Origin of the sequence: Paenibacillus sp. FSL R7-0313, from assembly GCF_037969885.1 — a bacterium.
Classification (GTDB): domain Bacteria; phylum Bacillota; class Bacilli; order Paenibacillales; family Paenibacillaceae; genus Paenibacillus.
In genome coordinates, this window is sequence record NZ_CP150219.1 from 6792063 (window position 1) to 6809719 (window position 17657).

Here is a 17657-nt window from a genome sequence, read left to right on the forward strand (position 1 = left end):
TATCTACTATTTCTGAGATTTCTTTTCTTGTTCAACCGCTTTGTCGAGCAGTTTCTGCATTTTCGGTTGTTGCTGCTTCACATAGTCTGCGGCTGTAATCTTGCCATCCAATACCGGCTGGATGTCCGTGAAGAACAGGTCATACCATTCCGCATTGTACGTGTAGTTACCTGGCAGTGCCCGGCCGTAATCCTCAACGATATCAATGAATTCCTGTTTGTTGGCTGGTTTTGTGGATGTATCTTTGGCCCACTCGTCCGCCATATCAAGCAAGTTCGGAATTTGTACCTTGGCATCTACCAGTTGCTGCATGCCTTCCTTCGAAGCCGTAAGGTAGTTCACCAATGCCGCTGCTTCTTCTGGATGTTTCGTTTTCGCGGATACTCCGATTCCCAGAGATCCAATCCACGTTGCCGATTTACCAGTAGATCCCGCAGGGAATGGCAGCAAATCATAATCGAAAGGTAATTTCTCAAATGTACTCATATCCCATGGGCCTACAGGGAAGAAAGCCATCTCACCTTTCATCCAGCGTTGGTACGTATCCAATGTTTGCGCTTCCTCAATGGAAGGTGTAATTTTGTATACGTTCTGCATATCCGCGAAGAATTGCAAGGCTTCAGCGAATTTCGGATCATCAATTGTTACCTTTGTTTTAGTCTCATCCAACCAATCCCCACCGTTGCTCCATACAAAGGATTGCAGGGCCCACTGTACGTTGAATCCAGTACCGTATACATCCGGTTTACCGTCCCCATTGGTATCTTTGGTCGCTTGCTGGTTCACCTTGATGAACTCTTCCCATGTGTATGGTTTATCCTTGTCAGGGAATGGAATGCCCTCTTTTTCAAACAACGTTTTGTTGTAGCCCAGTGCAAATGGCCCCAGATCCTTCGGCATACCGTAGATATCGCCCTGTCCTGCCATTTTTCCATCATAACGATACAGGTCCACGCCGTATTTCCAGATATTATCGAGATCCACATCCGGATTGTTTTCAATATACGAAGTGAGGTTCATCAGCACATTGCTGTTCACATACGCTTTCACGTCACCCGGATTGATATAAAATACGTCAGGCAAGCTGTTGCCTGTAATTGCCGCTCTTAGCTTGGTTGCATATTGATCCGCAGCCGTTACGATAATTTTGACTTTCACACCCGGATGATCTTCTTCAAATTTCTTGACCACCGCCTGGTATGCTTTCTGCTCGTCTGTACCGCCGCGGAACATAAACGTTAACTCCTTGTCCCCACTTGCACTGCTGCCTCCTCCGCAGCCCGCAAGTACCAGTGCACTTACCAGCATAAGAAGCATAAATGTGACCCAACTCTTTTTCTTTACCATCTGAACCCCTCCTGATCTGGACTTGTAACCGTATTCAATTGGATGAAATAAGATTTCTGTTGTTAAATTTATCAAATCCAGATCACTTTAGTCAACACTTTTATAAAACATTTTATATTTATATAAAATAAATCAGTATTTCGGCCATCCATTCGAGTCCCAAAGCAAGTCATTAATCAGCAATTTCGGATTGCCATTATCCTCTGCATCATAGGCGTGTCTTGCGATGACATTGCCGTTGTACACGTCCTGACCACCTGGACCTTTCCATTTCACATTGCCTGTATCCAATATCGTTCCGCCACCATTCAGCATATTAACACCGTTTTTGTCCACATAAGGGCCTGTTATACTGGTCGAACGTCCATAGACCATTTTGTAGGTACTGTTCACCCCTTGGCAGCAAGAATCGATGGAAGCAAACAGGTAATAGTAACCGCCACGATATACAATACTTGGTCCTTCAATAGCACCTCCGTTATTCGGGCGCGCAGCAATGGAAGTTATACTTCCCGTCGGTTTCATCGTATTTTTGTCCAGCTTGACAATCTTCAGACCGCTCCAGAAAGAACCGAAGGCCAGCCATGGATTGCCTGAAGCATCAATGACCAGATTCGGATCAATGGCATTATAATTATTGGCGGTCGTGGTTTGAAGCACCAATCCTTCGTCCTTCCACTGCCCTGCTCCAATGCTGTTCGCAGACGCAAGACCAATCGCAGACCGATTGGAGCCAAAGGTGGAGATCGAATAATAGAGCCATACTTTTCCGTTATACTGCTCTACGTCCGGTGCCCATACATCCAATCCGCTTTGTCCCGGAACGGCAGAAGCCCACCAGGATGGCTTACTTAAGAAGATTTGTGGAACACGATACCAGGACGATCCATTATCGGATTTCAATACTTGAATGCCCGGGCCGGTTGAAAAGGTGTACCAGGAACTGCCCTCTTTGATAATCGACGGATCATGAACAGCGGTATCTCCGGTCAGATTCCAGAACGCCGCCAAAGCTTTTGACTGACCTGCCAGCAGTAATACCATCACAAGTAATGCCGGTAACGCCAACCGTTTCCACTTAAACCTCTTCACATTGCTTAACTTTTCCAAACCAAACTCCACCTTTCCTGATCAAATGGTTAATTAGGTTCATGAAGTAATGAATCAATTTAGGTATAATAGGATTATAAAAGCGGTTACATTACATTTCAATGGTATATTTCAAATATATGTGAACTGATTAACACTTATTTTAACCGGAATAGTGAACAAAATATAGATTATATTTTCGTATTTGCGCTATACACAAGGGTTTTGACTTCTATTTCTCCACCCTTCCCTTCCATGAGGGAATGATTTATAATTATCTGAAATAAAACATATAAATGTGCAAATGTCTGTGTCGAAGACTTTGTTCAGAACGGGGAAAGGAAATCCACCTATGATTTATATTAAAGATCTGATGTCGGGTGTGAATATCTTCAAAGCGCTCAGTTCGGAAATCCGGATTCAGATCATCGAGCTGCTGGCCAAGAACCAAAGCCTTAATCTCAATGATCTCGCAACCAAGCTGGGACTGAGCAATGGTGCCATCACAATGCATATCAAGAAGCTTGAAGAGAGCGGATTGATCGAGATCAACACCGCCGTTGGCAAACATGGCATTCAGAAGATATGTTATCTCAATGAGGAAAAATTGATGGTTGATCTGCGTTCACAGGAGATTAACAATCGTTATGAGGTGGAAATTCAGGTCGGTCATTACAGCGATTATCAGGCTGCACCCACATGTGGTCTCGCTACACGGGACAGCATTGTTGGAGAGTTCGATGATCCGCGGTACTTTGCTGATCCACTGCGAATTGATGCGGAGATGATCTGGCTGGCTGAAGGTTATCTCGAGTATCGGATTCCAAACTATCTCAAACCTAATCAGTCCTTTAGCGAAATTCAGTTGTCGATGGAACTGGGATCGGAGGCCCCTGGCTTTTGTGACAATTACCCTTCGGATATTTACTTCTATGTCAATGGGATTGAGATTGGCTGCTGGACAAGTCCGGGGGATTTTGGCAATACACGCGGTACCTTTAATCCGGAATGGTGGCCTCCACACTTGAATCAGTACGGCATGCTGAAGCTGATCCGGATTACACAGGAAGGCAGCTATATCGACGGATGCCGCATCTCGGACGTAACGCTGGACCAGATTGGGCTGGATTACAAAAGCGATATTCATTTCCGCATTGCGGTTACGGACGGACCTTTGAACAAACGGGGCTTAACGATCTTTGGTAAAAATTTCGGAAACTATGGACAGAATCTGCTCGCTCGGGTTCTCTATAACGTGCAAGAAGAGTAGAGCCAGCTCTGTCTGTTAACTCGATATTAAGCTCAACCGATCTGCTAACATAACTGTTCAACACAACAGCAACAACAATGTGTCTTCAAAAGGGTGCTATCCAGCACTCTTTTTTTTCATCTCGCCTAAGAACTTATTTAACCAAGTTGAAACAAACATACTGGATGATATGACTTCTTATAGCCCCCTGCGATCCTCCATGTTGTTCAGCATGTCGTGATATAATAATGGCCTGTAATGACAAAATGGAATAACGGGCGGGGATACCTTTTGAAATTGGAGCGATTAATCTCAATCATATACAAATTGCTGAACAACGAAGTGTTGTCTGCTTCCACCTTGGCGGAAGAGTTTCAGGTGTCCCCAAGAACGATCTATCGGGATATTGATGTGATCTGTGCCGCCGGCTTCCCGGTCGTCTCCCATCAGGGACTCAAAGGCGGCTACGGCATGATGGACGGATACAAAATGGATAAAAGCTTGCTCGGTTCTTATGATGTGGATTCCCTGATCACGGTCCTGAGCAGTCTCTCCACGGTCTTTGAAGATGCACGTGCACAGGGTACAATTGAACGTCTGCAGACGATTGGACCGGAGCATCAGAACTCAAGTCTGTCTGTGGATCTGGAGACTCGCCGAACGGAACCCGATGCCCTTCCTCATCTGCGTAAAGGTATTACAGAACATCAGGTTGTCCGTTTTGACTACATCAATACAAAAAATGAACATACACCCCGCCATCTGGAACCAGTAAGGCTGCAATTCAAATATCGTAATTGGTATGTGTATGGATTTTGCCAGACACGGCAGGATTATCGCGAGTTCCGACTGTCCCGGATGATGAACGTACAACTGACATCGGAACACTTCCCACCCCATCTTGAGCTTCCTCAAGAGACGGTTGTATCAGATCCGTCATGGCAAGATCAGGTAAGTGATGTTGTATTTCGGGTGAATCCGGAAGGACTTGCGGAAGCCATGGATCATTTCCAACAGGCAGATAAGCAATTTCATGAGGATGGAAGTATGACGATGCGGATCCAGGTTCATCAACCGTTACAAGCCAGATGGCTTTGGTCGTTTCTGCTTAGTTTGGGAAGTGGTGCTGAGGTGCTTGAACCGATTGAATTACGAGGCATCCTGAAAGAACAACTTCGAAACGCACTTAAGCTCTATGAAGAAGTATGACACGCTGTTGTCATACTTCTTTTTTTATAATCATCTCAGTAAGTTAACCCAATCTATCGCGAAATTAAAGGAGACGATTATCAATGAATCATCCGGAGCAAATGTATAATTACCACGCATGGGCCACTCAAACCATCCTGGGCAGAATCAAGGAACTGCCCTCTTCCGTACTGAGTCAGGAAGTGAACAGTTCCTTTCCAACCATTGCTCACGCACTCAGCCATATCTACGCCGTAGATAAAATGTGGTACGAGGTATTGAATGGCACTGGCATGCCCGAGGCACTGCAAGCATGTATACCACTCAATAGTGAAATTCACGGTTCTGTGGATGAGTACATCAAACGTTTTACCGACCTGTCGGCACAATACAGTGAGTGGTTACGAGGCCAAGCGGATCTGGAGCAAACCATTCTACTCGATAATCCATTTGCCGGCGTTCGCGAAACCAGCTTATCGGAAATCGTATTCCATGCAGTTAACCACGGCACCTATCATCGAGGCAATGTTTCTACCATGCTGCGTCAATTAGGGCATGCCTCCATCATGAATGACTATTCACTCTTTTGGTATCAGGAACAGACTCAAGTATAGTTGACAATCGGATGGAACATGTACATTGTATCCCCGTGACGTCGAGGGATGAATTGAGAAATTGGTTGCGAGAGCATGGAAAAGTCGAGAAATCTTGCTGGGTAATGATAAGCATAAAACCCGTGCCAAATACCCTGCTGTATTTGGACTTGGTTGAGGAGGCGCTGTGCTTTGGCTGGATCGATGGAGTCAAAAAGAAAATATCCGAGACTCAATTAGCACAGAGATTATCTCCTAGGAGTAAACGTAGCTCATGGACTGAATTGAACAAGGAACGTGTCCGCCGTCTTGAAAAGTTGGGCTTGATGCATGACGAGGGGAGAAGGGTTCTTCCTGTTATGGATCAGAATGCTTTCATTATTGATGGCGTGATCGAACAAAAGCTGAAAGAAGACCATCAGGTTTATGCAAATTTCATGTCCTTTCCTACCCTGTATCAAAACGTTCGGATCGATACGATCCAAAGTGTTAAGAATCAGCCAGCATTATTCCAGAGCAGATTGGATAAGTTCATAACCAACACAAAGGAAAATAAAATGTACGGTCAATGGCATGACAACGGACGGCTCTTGAACTATTGAATTTTCCCTTTTCCCTGAGACAGCAGACAGGACCTCCCTATGAGGAGGCCCTGTTTTGCTTTTTTTATTCGGTCAGGTATTAATGATTCTGCCTGTATGTTTTGGGAGATTCGCCAAAAGCTTTCTTAAACTGGCGGGTGAAATAATTACTGTCGTTAAATCCACATTCATACGAAATTTCCGTGATGGACAGGTTCCCGTTTTTCAACAAATGACATGCCTTCTCCAGACGTAACTTCTGCAGATAAGAGATCGGGGTCATCTGATAATAGGATCGAAAAATCCGGTTCAGATGCCTTATTGAGATATTCGACTTCCCCGCAATATCTTCTAGCGACAGTGGCTCCAGATAATGATCTTCAATATATGAAATGGCATTTGCCAGATGCATCAGATTATTACCCTCAATGCCCTTCTCTTGCGTATCATATTGCCTCGACAAATAAACAACCATCTCGGTAAGACGTGAGATCAACATCGTCTGATACCCTTGCTGTTTACTCTGATACTCCTCAATCATGAACGATATCAGTGATTCTACATACTCCAGACTGGAAATGGATAACGCCAATTTACTCGGAAACGAGTGAATATTACGATAAAACGGTTCCAAAACAAACAGCGCCTGGAAGCCGTTAGATTTTTTCAGATCGGGCCCAGCCGAAGCAAGCATCTCAGGACTGAACATAATGTTACAGATCCTAAAATCATGAGGGTCTTTATACGCGTGATGGGTGTCGCCATTAATCACAAATGCGTTCCCTTTTTTAATAAAAAATTCCTCGGTGTTCACCACATGGGTTGCATGACCACTCAGAACAATGACAAGTTCCGTAAAGTCCACATGATTATGAAGTTCCATGTCTTGGTCGTGTCCACCATACTGAATGAAAAATGGAAACTGTTGATCTGAAGTAAACCATCTCAAATATGCATTACTCAAAAGCATTCCCCTCCGCAAACCATGTTGGGTTGAATGTCTATATCATGCTATTCGAGGACCGAAAAATCAAGGTTGGAAATGATTAAAGACGATATAATTCCCCTTGTAGCAAGGATACATTTCATACGTTCACGTTCAGATCCATATTAAACTCTCGAAATGAATAGGAGCATAAATGATGAAATATACCAATCCGGTGATTCCGGGGTTTTATCCAGATCCGAGTATCTGCCGTGTAGATGAAGACTATTATCTGGTAACCAGTACCTTTGAATATTTCCCTGGTGTGCCCATCTTCCACAGCAAAGACCTTGTGAACTGGCAACAGATCGGCCATGTCCTCACAACCACTGAGCAACTCCCTTTAGCGAACGCAGGCAGCTCTGGCGGCATTTTTGCCCCAACACTCCGGTACCATGATGGTTGGTTCTATATGACAACAACCAATGTCAGCGGCGGCGGAAATTTTTATGTACGTAGTGCCCAGCCCGAGGGACCATGGTCTGCTCCGATTTTTGTTGATCAGGGCGGCATTGATCCCTCTTTTCTCTTCGATGAAGATGGACATGTGTATTTTCAAACGGCCTGTAACGGCGATGAAGGTGAGGGCATCTATCAGTGCGAGATAGACATCACGACCGGAGCCAGACTAACCGATAGCCGATTGATCTGGACTGGAACCGGAGGAGCAGCCCCCGAAGCTCCCCACATGTATAAAATAAACGGCCTCTACTATCTGATGATCGCCGAAGGTGGAACCGAGTATGGTCATATGGAGACCATTGCTCGGAGCACAGAGCCATACGGACCATTTGATCCGTGTCCTCATAATCCGATTCTGTCCAATCGGAGCATGAAATCCAGCATTCATGCAACCGGTCATGCAGACCTTGTCCAGATCCAGGATGGAAGCTGGTGGGCCGTGTCTCTTGGCATTCGTCCAGCAGGTTACCCCATGCGGCACCATATGGGACGTGAAACGTTCCTGGCACCTGTCACTTGGACGGATACCGGTTGGCCGATGATCGGTGTGGACGGACATATTGAGCAGGAGATGACTGGGCCTTTGTTGGCTGAGCACCCTTGGTCACCTCAGGCTATTCGGGATGATTTTGACGAACCATCATTAGGCATGAACTGGATCTTCTTACGTAATCCAGTTCCGGGTAGTTGGACGCTCACTGAAAATCCCGGGCAACTCATCCTCCGAGGTCACTCGGTTTCACTGGATGATGGACAAAATCCAGCCTTTGTCGGGCGTCGATTGAGCCATTTCTTATGCAATATGGCAACCGAGCTACGTTATGAGCCAAATGTGAGCGGTGAGGAAGCTGGATTAACCTTATTTATGAATGATAAATATCATTACGATTTGGTTGTAACACGGATCGATGGGCAGAAGAAAATCATACTACGGCGAACCGTCGGCTCTCTGCGAACCGAGCAGGTGTTTGACTGTGACACGGGGCCGGTTGTATTACAAATCAAGGCTGACCGTAATCACTTCACGTTCCTCTACCAGCAAGGTTCATCCGATGCCATCGAAGTGGGTTCAGGGGAAACACATCTGTTATCTACCGAAGTAGCAAGTGGTTTCACAGGTGTGATGATCGCCATGTACGCTTATGCTCCATCGGGGGAGTGTACACCTGCAAGTTACGATTGGTTTGACTATGAACCTCTGGACGAATAATCGTTTTAACTCCTATATTCAGTAATAGAAAAATATAATATATGATAAGCTAAAATTATCCCCTTAAAGTAGATACTCTTTGAAAAGCCTTGTGTGGTAGCATAAGGAAATGAGTGAACTTTGAGGGGATTTTGCTATAGCTATATCTTTATTACGGATTGCACTTGAATTTATAAAAGAACCATTGCTTTATTAGAGAAGTTCTCCTAGTATTTTTAGAAGGAACACCCCAGCAGTTCCCATCTTGGCAATAACTTCACTGCCCATATGAGAGCGCTATCGCTGCAGCACGAAAGAAAAACGGGAGGTTGCAGATATGAAATGGAATCACTTCAAGTCCAAGCTTCTGTTTAAGTACACCCTATCCTATATCTCCATTTTCCTTATCCCTCTTGTTATTTTAACCATCATTATTTATCACAACGCTGTGGACACGCTCCGTTCAGAGATCGAGCAGACCAATGTTAATCAGCTCACTCAAGCCAAAACTGTCATTGATGATCGCATGAAGGAACTCCAAGACATCGCTTTTCGCATCGCCTACGATGAGCAGTTAACGCGGTATTGGACCCACCATCCGTACTATAGCCGGGAATCAATCGGCGCATTGGTCAAATACAAAGCCACCAGTTCCATTATCGATGAGTTATTCCTGTTCTTCCGCGGAGATGATAACATCTATTCTTCTCAAGGCTCTGAGAACCTGGATGTATTCACTGGCCGCTACAAATTTACTACGTGGAACAAAACAGACATGATCCGGGATTTGAATAACGTACAGTCTCCCACGATACGTCCAGCGGAACAGGTCGTCCAAGGAACCAGAATACCCAATTCCATGCTGGCCTACCTTGTACCGATTGCACCTAACAATACGCCCGCCCATGGAACCGTCATGTACCTGATTCACGAGTCCAATCTGACGGGCCTAATTGATTCCATCCTCAGCGACTATCACGGGATGACTTATATTTTCGATAATTACGGGCAAGTACTGGCAGCCAATTACAAGGGAGAAATCATATCCGAACAGGAAGTTAACGCTCTGTTTGCTCTTGAACCCGGAACGCACAGCATCTCCTTAAATCAAGAACCACATTCGGTTGTATCCGTTAAATCGGATGCGGGTTGGACTTATGTAACCGCTATGCCCAGCAACCAATTTTTTAGCCGAATCGTTCATATTCGCACCTTTGTTGTTCTCGTTTTCTCCTTCATGGTGGTGATGGGCACGTTCCTCGCCATTCTATTGGCTCGAAGACAATACCATCCGATTTCAGATCTAATGGAGTTCATTCGGATGAAGAATGTTCCTGATCCATCCTCCACCACTAACGAGCTGGAATGGATCAAGAAAACATTGCATGATTACAGTCAGCGCGTAGATCTTCAGGAGCCGTATGCTCGCAATCATATTTTGCTCATGTTGCTGAAGCACGGTCACACCGGAGATTTCCCATCTGAGTTTACGGATAAGCTTGGCATACGCTTTAACCGATCCCATTATTTTGTCATGATCATAGGCTGGGAAATGCATGCTTTTCCTATCGGTGATAACCCCGATCAACCTACTGTCATGCAGCTGATGAACGATGTGGAGCTGCCGGAGTTGTCTGCATATGCTTACGGCGTGGAGCTGCCACAGGCAGACCAATTGGCCCTTATCGTGGGATTCGATGCCGAAATAGAACATGAAGGTAGCCTGAATGCTCGTATGGAGCCTATTGTTGAAAAACTGCAATGGATGGTGACAGAACACACCGGGGTAGCGCCCGCAATCGGGATAGGCAATCGGTACATTTATCCGAAACAGCTGAATCAGTCCTACATTGAGGCCTCGACCGCTCTGGAAGCATCGATGCTGCATGGACAGGGCAGCAGTACATACTTTAACAACCTTTCCGGTTCCGATGTACAGGATTCTTCCTTCTGGGTCCCTAAGGATGTGTTATTAAAGCTGGTTCAGAGTTTAAAACAGGGCAGCTATGATGTGGCGGTTCAGATGGTGTCAACCGCGTTGAACAATTTGAAAGCTGAAATGCCATCTGTACCACTGCTGCGTTGCATCTGCTTTGATATTCTGAATACAATGCTCAAAACCGCCTCGGAGCTTGGCATCCATCATGTCGTTGATCAACTTCCAAGGATCACTTCCTACGACTCGTTGGAGGATTTGGAGAAAAAACTGAAAGGCCTTGCCGCCGAAATCTGTGCCCATGTCGAGGCGAAGAGTGAGACGGAAGAAAGCTCCCTGATGGATGAGATCGTTGCTTATATTGATGCCAATTTCTCGGACTATGACCTCAGTCTAGGTACGATTTCATCGAAATTCACGATCTCTTCATCCTATTTCAGTCGTTCTTTCAAAGAAAAGATCGGCATGAACTTTACCCAATATATCTGGCAGAAACGGATGGATGAGGTCATTCGACTACTGCTGCATACTACCGATCCGTTAAAAGATATCATCACGCGTGTCGGTTACCTGGATACACCAAACTTCATCCGCAAATTCAAAAAAGAGACGGGTTATACCCCAGGGCAATACCGTAAAATGCACCGTCCCAACGACTCCGCCGATTCCCCTGATGATGATGACGAGGAGTGTATCGGATAAGGGAGATATCGTCTCTATGATGGTTACATCTCAGAACAGTAAACAATGTATATGAGAGCGAGTAACCGTGCCTGATTCGTTAGACCAAAATAACGCTAACAAGGGTCCGTCCTATACGTCATGCTCATGACTATAGGACGGACCCTTCGTATGTTTTTAGTCCGTTTACACCATCTGACCCATTGGCTCCCTGAGGTGTTTATTCTATTTTTCCAGCAGAAAAATCTTGAAGCCCTTGATGCACTGCACCCAGCAAACGGTGAGTTGGATCACAGCCGTACTCCCAGAACATGATCCCGGCCAGACCTTGATCCTTTACGTATTCACATTTGCATTGAATCGATTCTTCATCATCATACGATATGAGGCTGGACCCATTAAACAGAAACGGTGCACAGGCTTCTTCATCCCAATAACGGGTGTACCCATCCTTGTTGATGTACTTCGCTTCCAGCTCGGCAAATGATGGTCCATATCCGCCTGTACTACCGGCCATTTGATGGAGTCCGTGGTTTCGGTCAGGAACCTCAGTCCAGATCCGTGAATAGAAGGCGGCACCGATCACAATTTTCTCCTTCGGAACGCCTGCGCGAACAAACAGGTTCACGGAAGCATCCGTACTGATTCGAAACAGATCTCCTGTTGGCGTGTACAGATTCGTATGATGTCCGGTCAGAACCTGAAAACCGCCGCGCATATCATAGGTCATCAACTGCACGTAGTCCAGGTACTGCTGCACCTCAACCATCTCTGTACCATCAACGTAGTATTGATCGGCCCCTGCCGCAATGGTGAGCAGATAATGACGACCATCCTCGGCTCCCTTGGCACTCAATGTCTCCCGGATCGTCTTGAGAAGCAAGGTGAAATTCCGTTTATCATCAGGGCTGGATGTAATATCGGCTTCACCGTAACAAGGATACTCCCAATCCAGATCGATCCCGTCAAAAGGATATTCCTCCAGCGCCCTAACCGCCGATGCAGCCATGCTCTCCCTCCCCGCCTGGGTTGAGGCGGCTTCGGAAAAACCGCCAGCGCTCCATCCGCCTACAGACAACAGCACTGTAAGATTCGGATGCTCCCGCTTGATGTGCTGGATCACATGGCCGTTTTTTAAATGCTCGGTGGTGATTGCATCATTCTTGACATGTCCGAAGGCTACGTTCAGATGTGTTAACTTCAAGAGATCCTCATGTGTCATGTCGGGGAGAACTGAATCAACAGCATAACCGGCAGCAATATATTTGGTCACTCTCTTCACTCCGATCCGTTCGATGATTGAGATATCGCAGCAGCAATCTGCAAGGCTTCCTTCCCGGTACCAATCTTGTACCCGGAAGCCAAATAACGAACTTGATGCTGAGTATCCAGCACAAACAGATGTGGATAACCCGCTTCGTGAGTTGCAGGCTTCGAAATGAAGCCGGACAAGGAAGCATAACTGGAATCTCGTACAAAAACCGTGCGTACAGGCAGTTTTGGATAACCAGCAGGGTCAAAGGCAGCGTTCCATTCCATATCTCCGATCATGAGTACGATGGGTATACCCAGCTTATCCAGCGGCTCTGCCAGCTCACACAGTTCACGAATCAGATGTTTGGTCGGTTCCCGCTCCGGTTCAATCCAGGTAGCAATGGCACCCTCCGATCCCAGAAGTTCCTCCAGTTCTACCTCTGAACCATCCAGACGGGTCAGTATACTTCCTGGTGCAAGTTTACCCAGTACAGGAATATCAAACTCAGTCTCGCGATAAGACAATACAACTTCAGTTGTATCTCCGGCGTTCACGGTAAAGTAAACGAAGCGTACTTTTGCCGTTCCATCGTTCAGACGAACGCCTGTCGTTAAGCGATAAGCGCCTGGTTCAACCTCATATGGCTCGCTGTAGACATCTGTACTGCCATAAGGATAAATCAACGTCTTGTAGACGCCATCTTCCAGACGGGCAAACGTAAAGTTCTCGAAATAGGATGCTTCAGGTGTATCCTGCGAAGCTTTTATATCCCTATGAAGTTGGAGCATTCCCCAGCTTGTGCTCTCCTGAGTTTGAGGTAAGGCGAGACTAAACACTGCATCCTCCCAGCCTCTGTCACTTAGATACTGTGGTTTCTGTGCGCTCGGATGTAATCGGGCCGGAATACCCAAACTGCGACATACAGCCACAAACAAAATATCCAGCGACTGAGAGTCTCCCTTCATTAGACTAAACGTCCCTATCGGATTCCCTTTACCTTTTAGATTAGGAAGATCTTCATAGTATTCGTATTCCTGTTCCAGCATTCGGGCAAGCGTCGAAGGGTTCTTCCTAAATGCTGCTGCGTCGTCCGCCGAAAAGGCATTCTGGAATACACCTCGATAAGGAACCAGCATCTCATTGGAAATCCGCGGACACAGGATGTATCTTACAAACGTATCTTCCGCCCATGTTCCTTGCTGCGAGAGTGCACCAATCAGATGATCGTCCAGCGTCTGGCGAAAGGTATCAATTAAATCTTTTTCATTCATCGACTCCAGCAACCGGAGCGGCCACTCACCGTATGAATTGGAGCACTCCTCTAGGAAAGCTGCAATTTCACGGCTGTTCCCCCGTGCCTTTTGGAGAATTCCCCACACTCGCACCGAGGGTAGTTCAATCCCTTTAGCTAGCGAGACAGCTTCCTCCTCACGCAGGAAAGTGTCCTCGTACCCGCTACGGATCTGCGCTCCTTCCTCCAGCCGACGATTGTGAATCTGGATCTTCTCTTCCGGTAACACAATCACGGCCTCTCCCTCCCTTTCCGGAGGAGGAACCATATCGAAATCTACAATCCCTGTAGGCTGCTCTGATGAGTTCAGCACAAGCTCTATAGCCTTGTTTTCCTGAGCCTTAAATAGGATCTCACTCCACTTGCCGCCGCTGACCGCACGAATCAAAAGGTCACCACAGCCAGTCTTAAAGGTCGCTTCCCCTTGTGCATCCGTCCTAATCTCGGCAATTGGATAAAATTCAGCCGTATTGTACAGCTCAAAACGGACGCTCGCGCCGGGTACGGGCTCTCCCTGCTCATTTTTCACCTTCACATAGATGTTGCGTGTTGGCGCATAGTTTTCAAGCAAATTAATTTCCGTATATCCCTTTTCGGAAAGCGTAATATCCTCTGGTCCGGGATAGTCGGCATAGATTCTCGTATTAATCAGCATGGCCCTGCGGGCTGGTGGACTGAACCACCCTTGGTTCAGACGGGCTTCCGGCTCACATGCCCCGATGTAATACCATTGACCATCTGCCCAAGCTTCTACCCAAGCATGATTGCTGTCACAGTGAGCCCAGCGCGGCGTATAGACCTGGCGGGCAGGTATGCCGATGCTGCGAAGAGCGGCCACCGCCAGCGTGGATTCTTCGCCGCATCGACCACGAGCATTGCGGATCATCGTCAGCGGGGATATCGTGCGCAGATCGCTACCTATATAGGTCGCTTTTTCATGACACCAGTAATTCGTCTCCAAGATGGCATCTGCCATGGATAAGTTCGTAGTCCGCTCGGCTAATTCGTCATACAATAAGCCGCGGTAATCTTCAATATTTTCCGTATTTATGCGATAAGGCAGTACAAAATGAAGGAACAAATGATCAGGAACGCGTTCTCCCCAAGGCACACGTTTACGGGTGTCCAAAGCCTGGCGCACATGGCTCAAGAACAAGTCCCCGTTATAATCAGCCATGTCGTTTACCGGCATATAGGCATAGACATACTTCAACGCCCAAGTCTCTTCTTGCGTTAGCTCCTGCTGAAAAATATGAAACAACTCCGTTTTGCGGGCCTCTGCAAAACGTACCTTCTCCTGGAACTTTTGCTCGATCCTCTCCAATGACTGTGCATCAAGGGAAAATACCAAGGTTTGGCTGGTCATCGCGTTATCACTCCTTCCACAGCTTTCCGTCTTCCCGAATACAGATCAAGGCCGTTCCGTCCGAAGACGGCGCAGTAATCTGGAACAGGCTGCGAGTCGTTTCAATAATAGGCTTACAGCTCAACAATTCCTCACCCAAAAGCAACTTCATATCTTGGGTAAATTCACCATGCTTTTCATAATAATTACGTTCACGGTAATAAAGCTTGCGAAGCTCCCATTTGATTCGTTCGTCTTCAGGCAACTCAAATGACTGATCCGTTCCGTCATCCGAGAATACAACATAACCCCATAACTCCGGGTAATGCATGTTGATAATGCCCATAGGTGACCACACCCAGTTGTCCTCGGGATAAGGTTTACCCGTCTCTGGATTCAATACCTTGCGGTACTCATCGTCCTGCACTTCCGTCTGCCACTCCACACGCGAGAAGTTGACACGCCAGAACTCACCCGGCGAAGGTGGACGGCTTCCCTCGGCACATTCCTTTAGACTGGCCCAGGGAATCGCAACTTCCACGCTCCATTTCCGGTTCTCTGCACCAGGTCTGTTCAGTTCCCCATCGATATATACGGCCGTCTTGAAACCCTTGATATCCCAACCGTTAACCGGAGGCCCACCATCCCGATACGGCTTCACTAATAACAGGTCCCATACCGTATTGAGTGCATTGATCTCGAACTCATAATATTGATGGGAATCCCCGTCGGGATCGATAAAAATTTCAAAGTCATTGTCATAAAAAATTACGGAATCACGCTCAGTCAGGGTAGCCCAGATCTGATCTTCAATCAGCTCGGCAGCAAAATAGAAATAGTCGTCATCCCACAGCATTTTTACCCGTGTCTGTTTCTCTGGCTTCGGACGAAGATCACCTTCGATATCAACAAATTCCTCCGTCCAATGAGCCGCATTCCAAAATGCCTTATCCACACGCCCATCTAACACCAGCGGTTCCTGCGCACGCTTGCATATATAATGTTTGGGAGCATACTCAATCCTGGGTTCAGGCACTCCACTTCGGTTCATATCACTCTCTCCAATTCGTAAGGGAGGGCATGCGTCTATCGGCACACGCCCTCCCCGTAATGGTTAGTTATGGGTGACAACGGCTCCAGAGCCGCCGTACATTTCCAGCTCCTCATTGAATTCGAGCTTAAGAACGGTCACCTGTTCATGTGTATCCTTCGAGGTCATCTTAATCCACGTTGTCCCAGGGATATTGAACCAAGGCACGCCCCCATGAATCTCATGATTAAGCTCTTTGCCCGAATGCAGCACGGTAATTTTCTTGATCGGATTGCAGAGCCCCTTGATGCACACATTCTCTTTTGGATCGTCATACACAAACAGGTAAAGCGTCTTTCGATCCTCGGATACGGTGCTTCCCCCCAGATAATAGCGAGGCATAATGCCTTCACCCGTTCCGAAGACGGCCTCTTCATGGGTTCGAATCCATGCTCCCAGCCCAAGCAGAATATCCTCCTGCCTCTGATCGATGGTGCCATCTTCACGCGGACCGATATCCAGCAACATATTACCGCCCATCGATATACAATCACAGAACATCCGAATGATCTGATTCAGGGATTTATATTTATGATCGGTTGGCACATAACCCCAAGATGTGTTAATCGTGGTACAGAACTCCCAGGGTCCCTCCGGTCTTGTAATCGGAATGCCCTGCTCCGGCGTTTTGTAATCCCCGTAACCTTGAAGGCGGGAGTTGATGATGATATCCGGGTTAAAAGATTGCAGATAATGCTTGAACTCCGGCAAATTCCACTGCTGTGCACTCCGTTCCCAGTCCCCATCAAACCACAGCAGATCCACCTTTCCGTAATTTGTTAAAATCTCACTCAGTTGATGGTTATTGAATTGCAGGAACTTCTGCCACTTTGCCTGATCCTGAACGCCGTCCACAGGACTTGAATGCCGGTTGACACTACTGAGATCCTCCGGTACTTTTCCACCTTCATACACGCTAGGATAATCCGGGTGTGACCAATCAATGAGCGAGTAATACATCCCCAGATGCATGCCCTTTTCCCGAATCGCTTCCGCATATTCCTTCACAATGTCCCGATTGGCTGGTGTCTGTTTGACGACGTTGAGATCGCTATATTGCGTATCCCATAGAGCAACGCCATCATGATGCTTCGTTGTTAACACGGCATACCGGGCACCAGACTTCTCAATCAGGTCCGCCCACTTCTCTGCATTGAATTCCGATGCCGTAAAACCATCCAACTGTTTCATATATTCTTCATAGGATATCCTGCCATTATAGAAGGACCAGGATTCCGCTACCCCGTCCACCGCATAGATGCCATAGTGGATGAATATCCCCAGTTTGGCTTCTTCAAACCATTTCTGCATAACGGTTCACACCTCCCCCGAGAATTCTTATATGCGAAAAATTTAATAAAGCTAACCTTATTGAA

General features: G+C 46.7%; 13 protein-coding genes. 6 read left to right on the top strand and 7 right to left on the bottom strand.

Going from position 1 to position 17657, the window contains the following annotated elements; all coding sequences use genetic code 11:
* Nucleotides 1–6: 6 nt before the first annotated feature.
* Nucleotides 7–1347: a sugar ABC transporter substrate-binding protein gene (locus tag NSQ38_RS29815; protein ID WP_339785771.1), complete on the bottom strand. Its 1341-nt coding sequence runs from the start codon at nt 1345–1347 to the stop codon at nt 7–9.
* Nucleotides 1348–1479: 132 nt separating this feature from the next.
* Nucleotides 1480–2391, bottom strand: coding sequence for a glycoside hydrolase family 43 protein (locus NSQ38_RS29820; protein WP_053061664.1), 912 nt, complete (start codon nt 2389–2391; stop codon nt 1480–1482).
* A gap of 397 nt (nt 2392–2788) precedes the next feature.
* On the opposite strand from NSQ38_RS29820, the gene NSQ38_RS29825 reads away from it, so the two are divergent.
* From NSQ38_RS29825 to NSQ38_RS29840, 4 genes are all read left to right on the top strand, one after another.
* Nucleotides 2789–3706 (top strand): winged helix-turn-helix transcriptional regulator, encoded by a 918-nt coding sequence (locus NSQ38_RS29825; protein WP_017690213.1) that lies wholly within the window; start codon nt 2789–2791, stop codon nt 3704–3706.
* Between the two features lie 270 nt (nt 3707–3976).
* Nucleotides 3977–4894 carry a YafY family protein gene (locus tag NSQ38_RS29830; protein ID WP_339790780.1) on the top strand — a complete coding sequence of 306 codons (918 nt, stop codon included), beginning with the start codon at nt 3977–3979 and terminating at the stop codon, nt 4892–4894.
* An 83-nt stretch (nt 4895–4977) separates the two neighbouring features.
* Nucleotides 4978–5487 (top strand): DinB family protein, encoded by a 510-nt coding sequence (locus tag NSQ38_RS29835; RefSeq protein WP_339785774.1) that lies wholly within the window; start codon nt 4978–4980, stop codon nt 5485–5487.
* 11 nt (nt 5488–5498) lie between these two features.
* Complete coding sequence (locus tag NSQ38_RS29840) at nt 5499–6068, top strand: YdeI/OmpD-associated family protein (RefSeq protein ID WP_339785776.1); 570 nt, start codon at nt 5499–5501, stop codon at nt 6066–6068.
* A gap of 79 nt (nt 6069–6147) precedes the next feature.
* Here NSQ38_RS29840 and NSQ38_RS29845 read toward each other — a convergent pair whose 3' ends face one another.
* Nucleotides 6148–7011, bottom strand: coding sequence for a helix-turn-helix domain-containing protein (locus tag NSQ38_RS29845; RefSeq protein WP_339785778.1), 864 nt, complete (start codon nt 7009–7011; stop codon nt 6148–6150).
* Nucleotides 7012–7189: 178 nt separating this feature from the next.
* On the opposite strand from NSQ38_RS29845, the gene NSQ38_RS29850 reads away from it, so the two are divergent.
* The gene (locus tag NSQ38_RS29850) at nt 7190–8704 is read left to right on the top strand and encodes a glycoside hydrolase family 43 protein (RefSeq protein ID WP_339790783.1); all 1515 of its coding nucleotides are present in this window, start codon (nt 7190–7192) and stop codon (nt 8702–8704) included.
* Between the two features lie 316 nt (nt 8705–9020).
* Entirely contained in the window at nt 9021–11321 is a 2301-nt protein-coding gene (locus NSQ38_RS29855) for an AraC family transcriptional regulator (RefSeq protein WP_339785781.1), read from the top strand.
* 199 nt (nt 11322–11520) lie between these two features.
* Here the strand turns inward: NSQ38_RS29855 and NSQ38_RS29860 are convergent, their stop codons facing one another.
* The 4 genes from NSQ38_RS29860 to NSQ38_RS29875 all read right to left on the bottom strand — a co-directional run bounded on the left by NSQ38_RS29860 (nt 11521) and on the right by NSQ38_RS29875 (nt 17592).
* A complete protein-coding gene (locus NSQ38_RS29860; protein ID WP_339785784.1) occupies nt 11521–12573 on the bottom strand; it encodes a glycoside hydrolase family 18 protein in 1053 nt (350 codons plus the stop codon).
* 5 nt (nt 12574–12578) lie between these two features.
* Complete coding sequence (locus tag NSQ38_RS29865) at nt 12579–15212, bottom strand: transglutaminase domain-containing protein (protein ID WP_339785787.1); 2634 nt, start codon at nt 15210–15212, stop codon at nt 12579–12581.
* Nucleotides 15213–15219: 7 nt separating this feature from the next.
* Nucleotides 15220–16242: a carbohydrate-binding family 9-like protein gene (locus NSQ38_RS29870; RefSeq protein WP_339785791.1), complete on the bottom strand. Its 1023-nt coding sequence runs from the start codon at nt 16240–16242 to the stop codon at nt 15220–15222.
* Between the two features lie 63 nt (nt 16243–16305).
* A complete protein-coding gene (locus NSQ38_RS29875) occupies nt 16306–17592 on the bottom strand; it encodes an alpha-L-fucosidase (protein WP_339785795.1) in 1287 nt (428 codons plus the stop codon).
* Nucleotides 17593–17657: the final 65 nt, after the last annotated feature.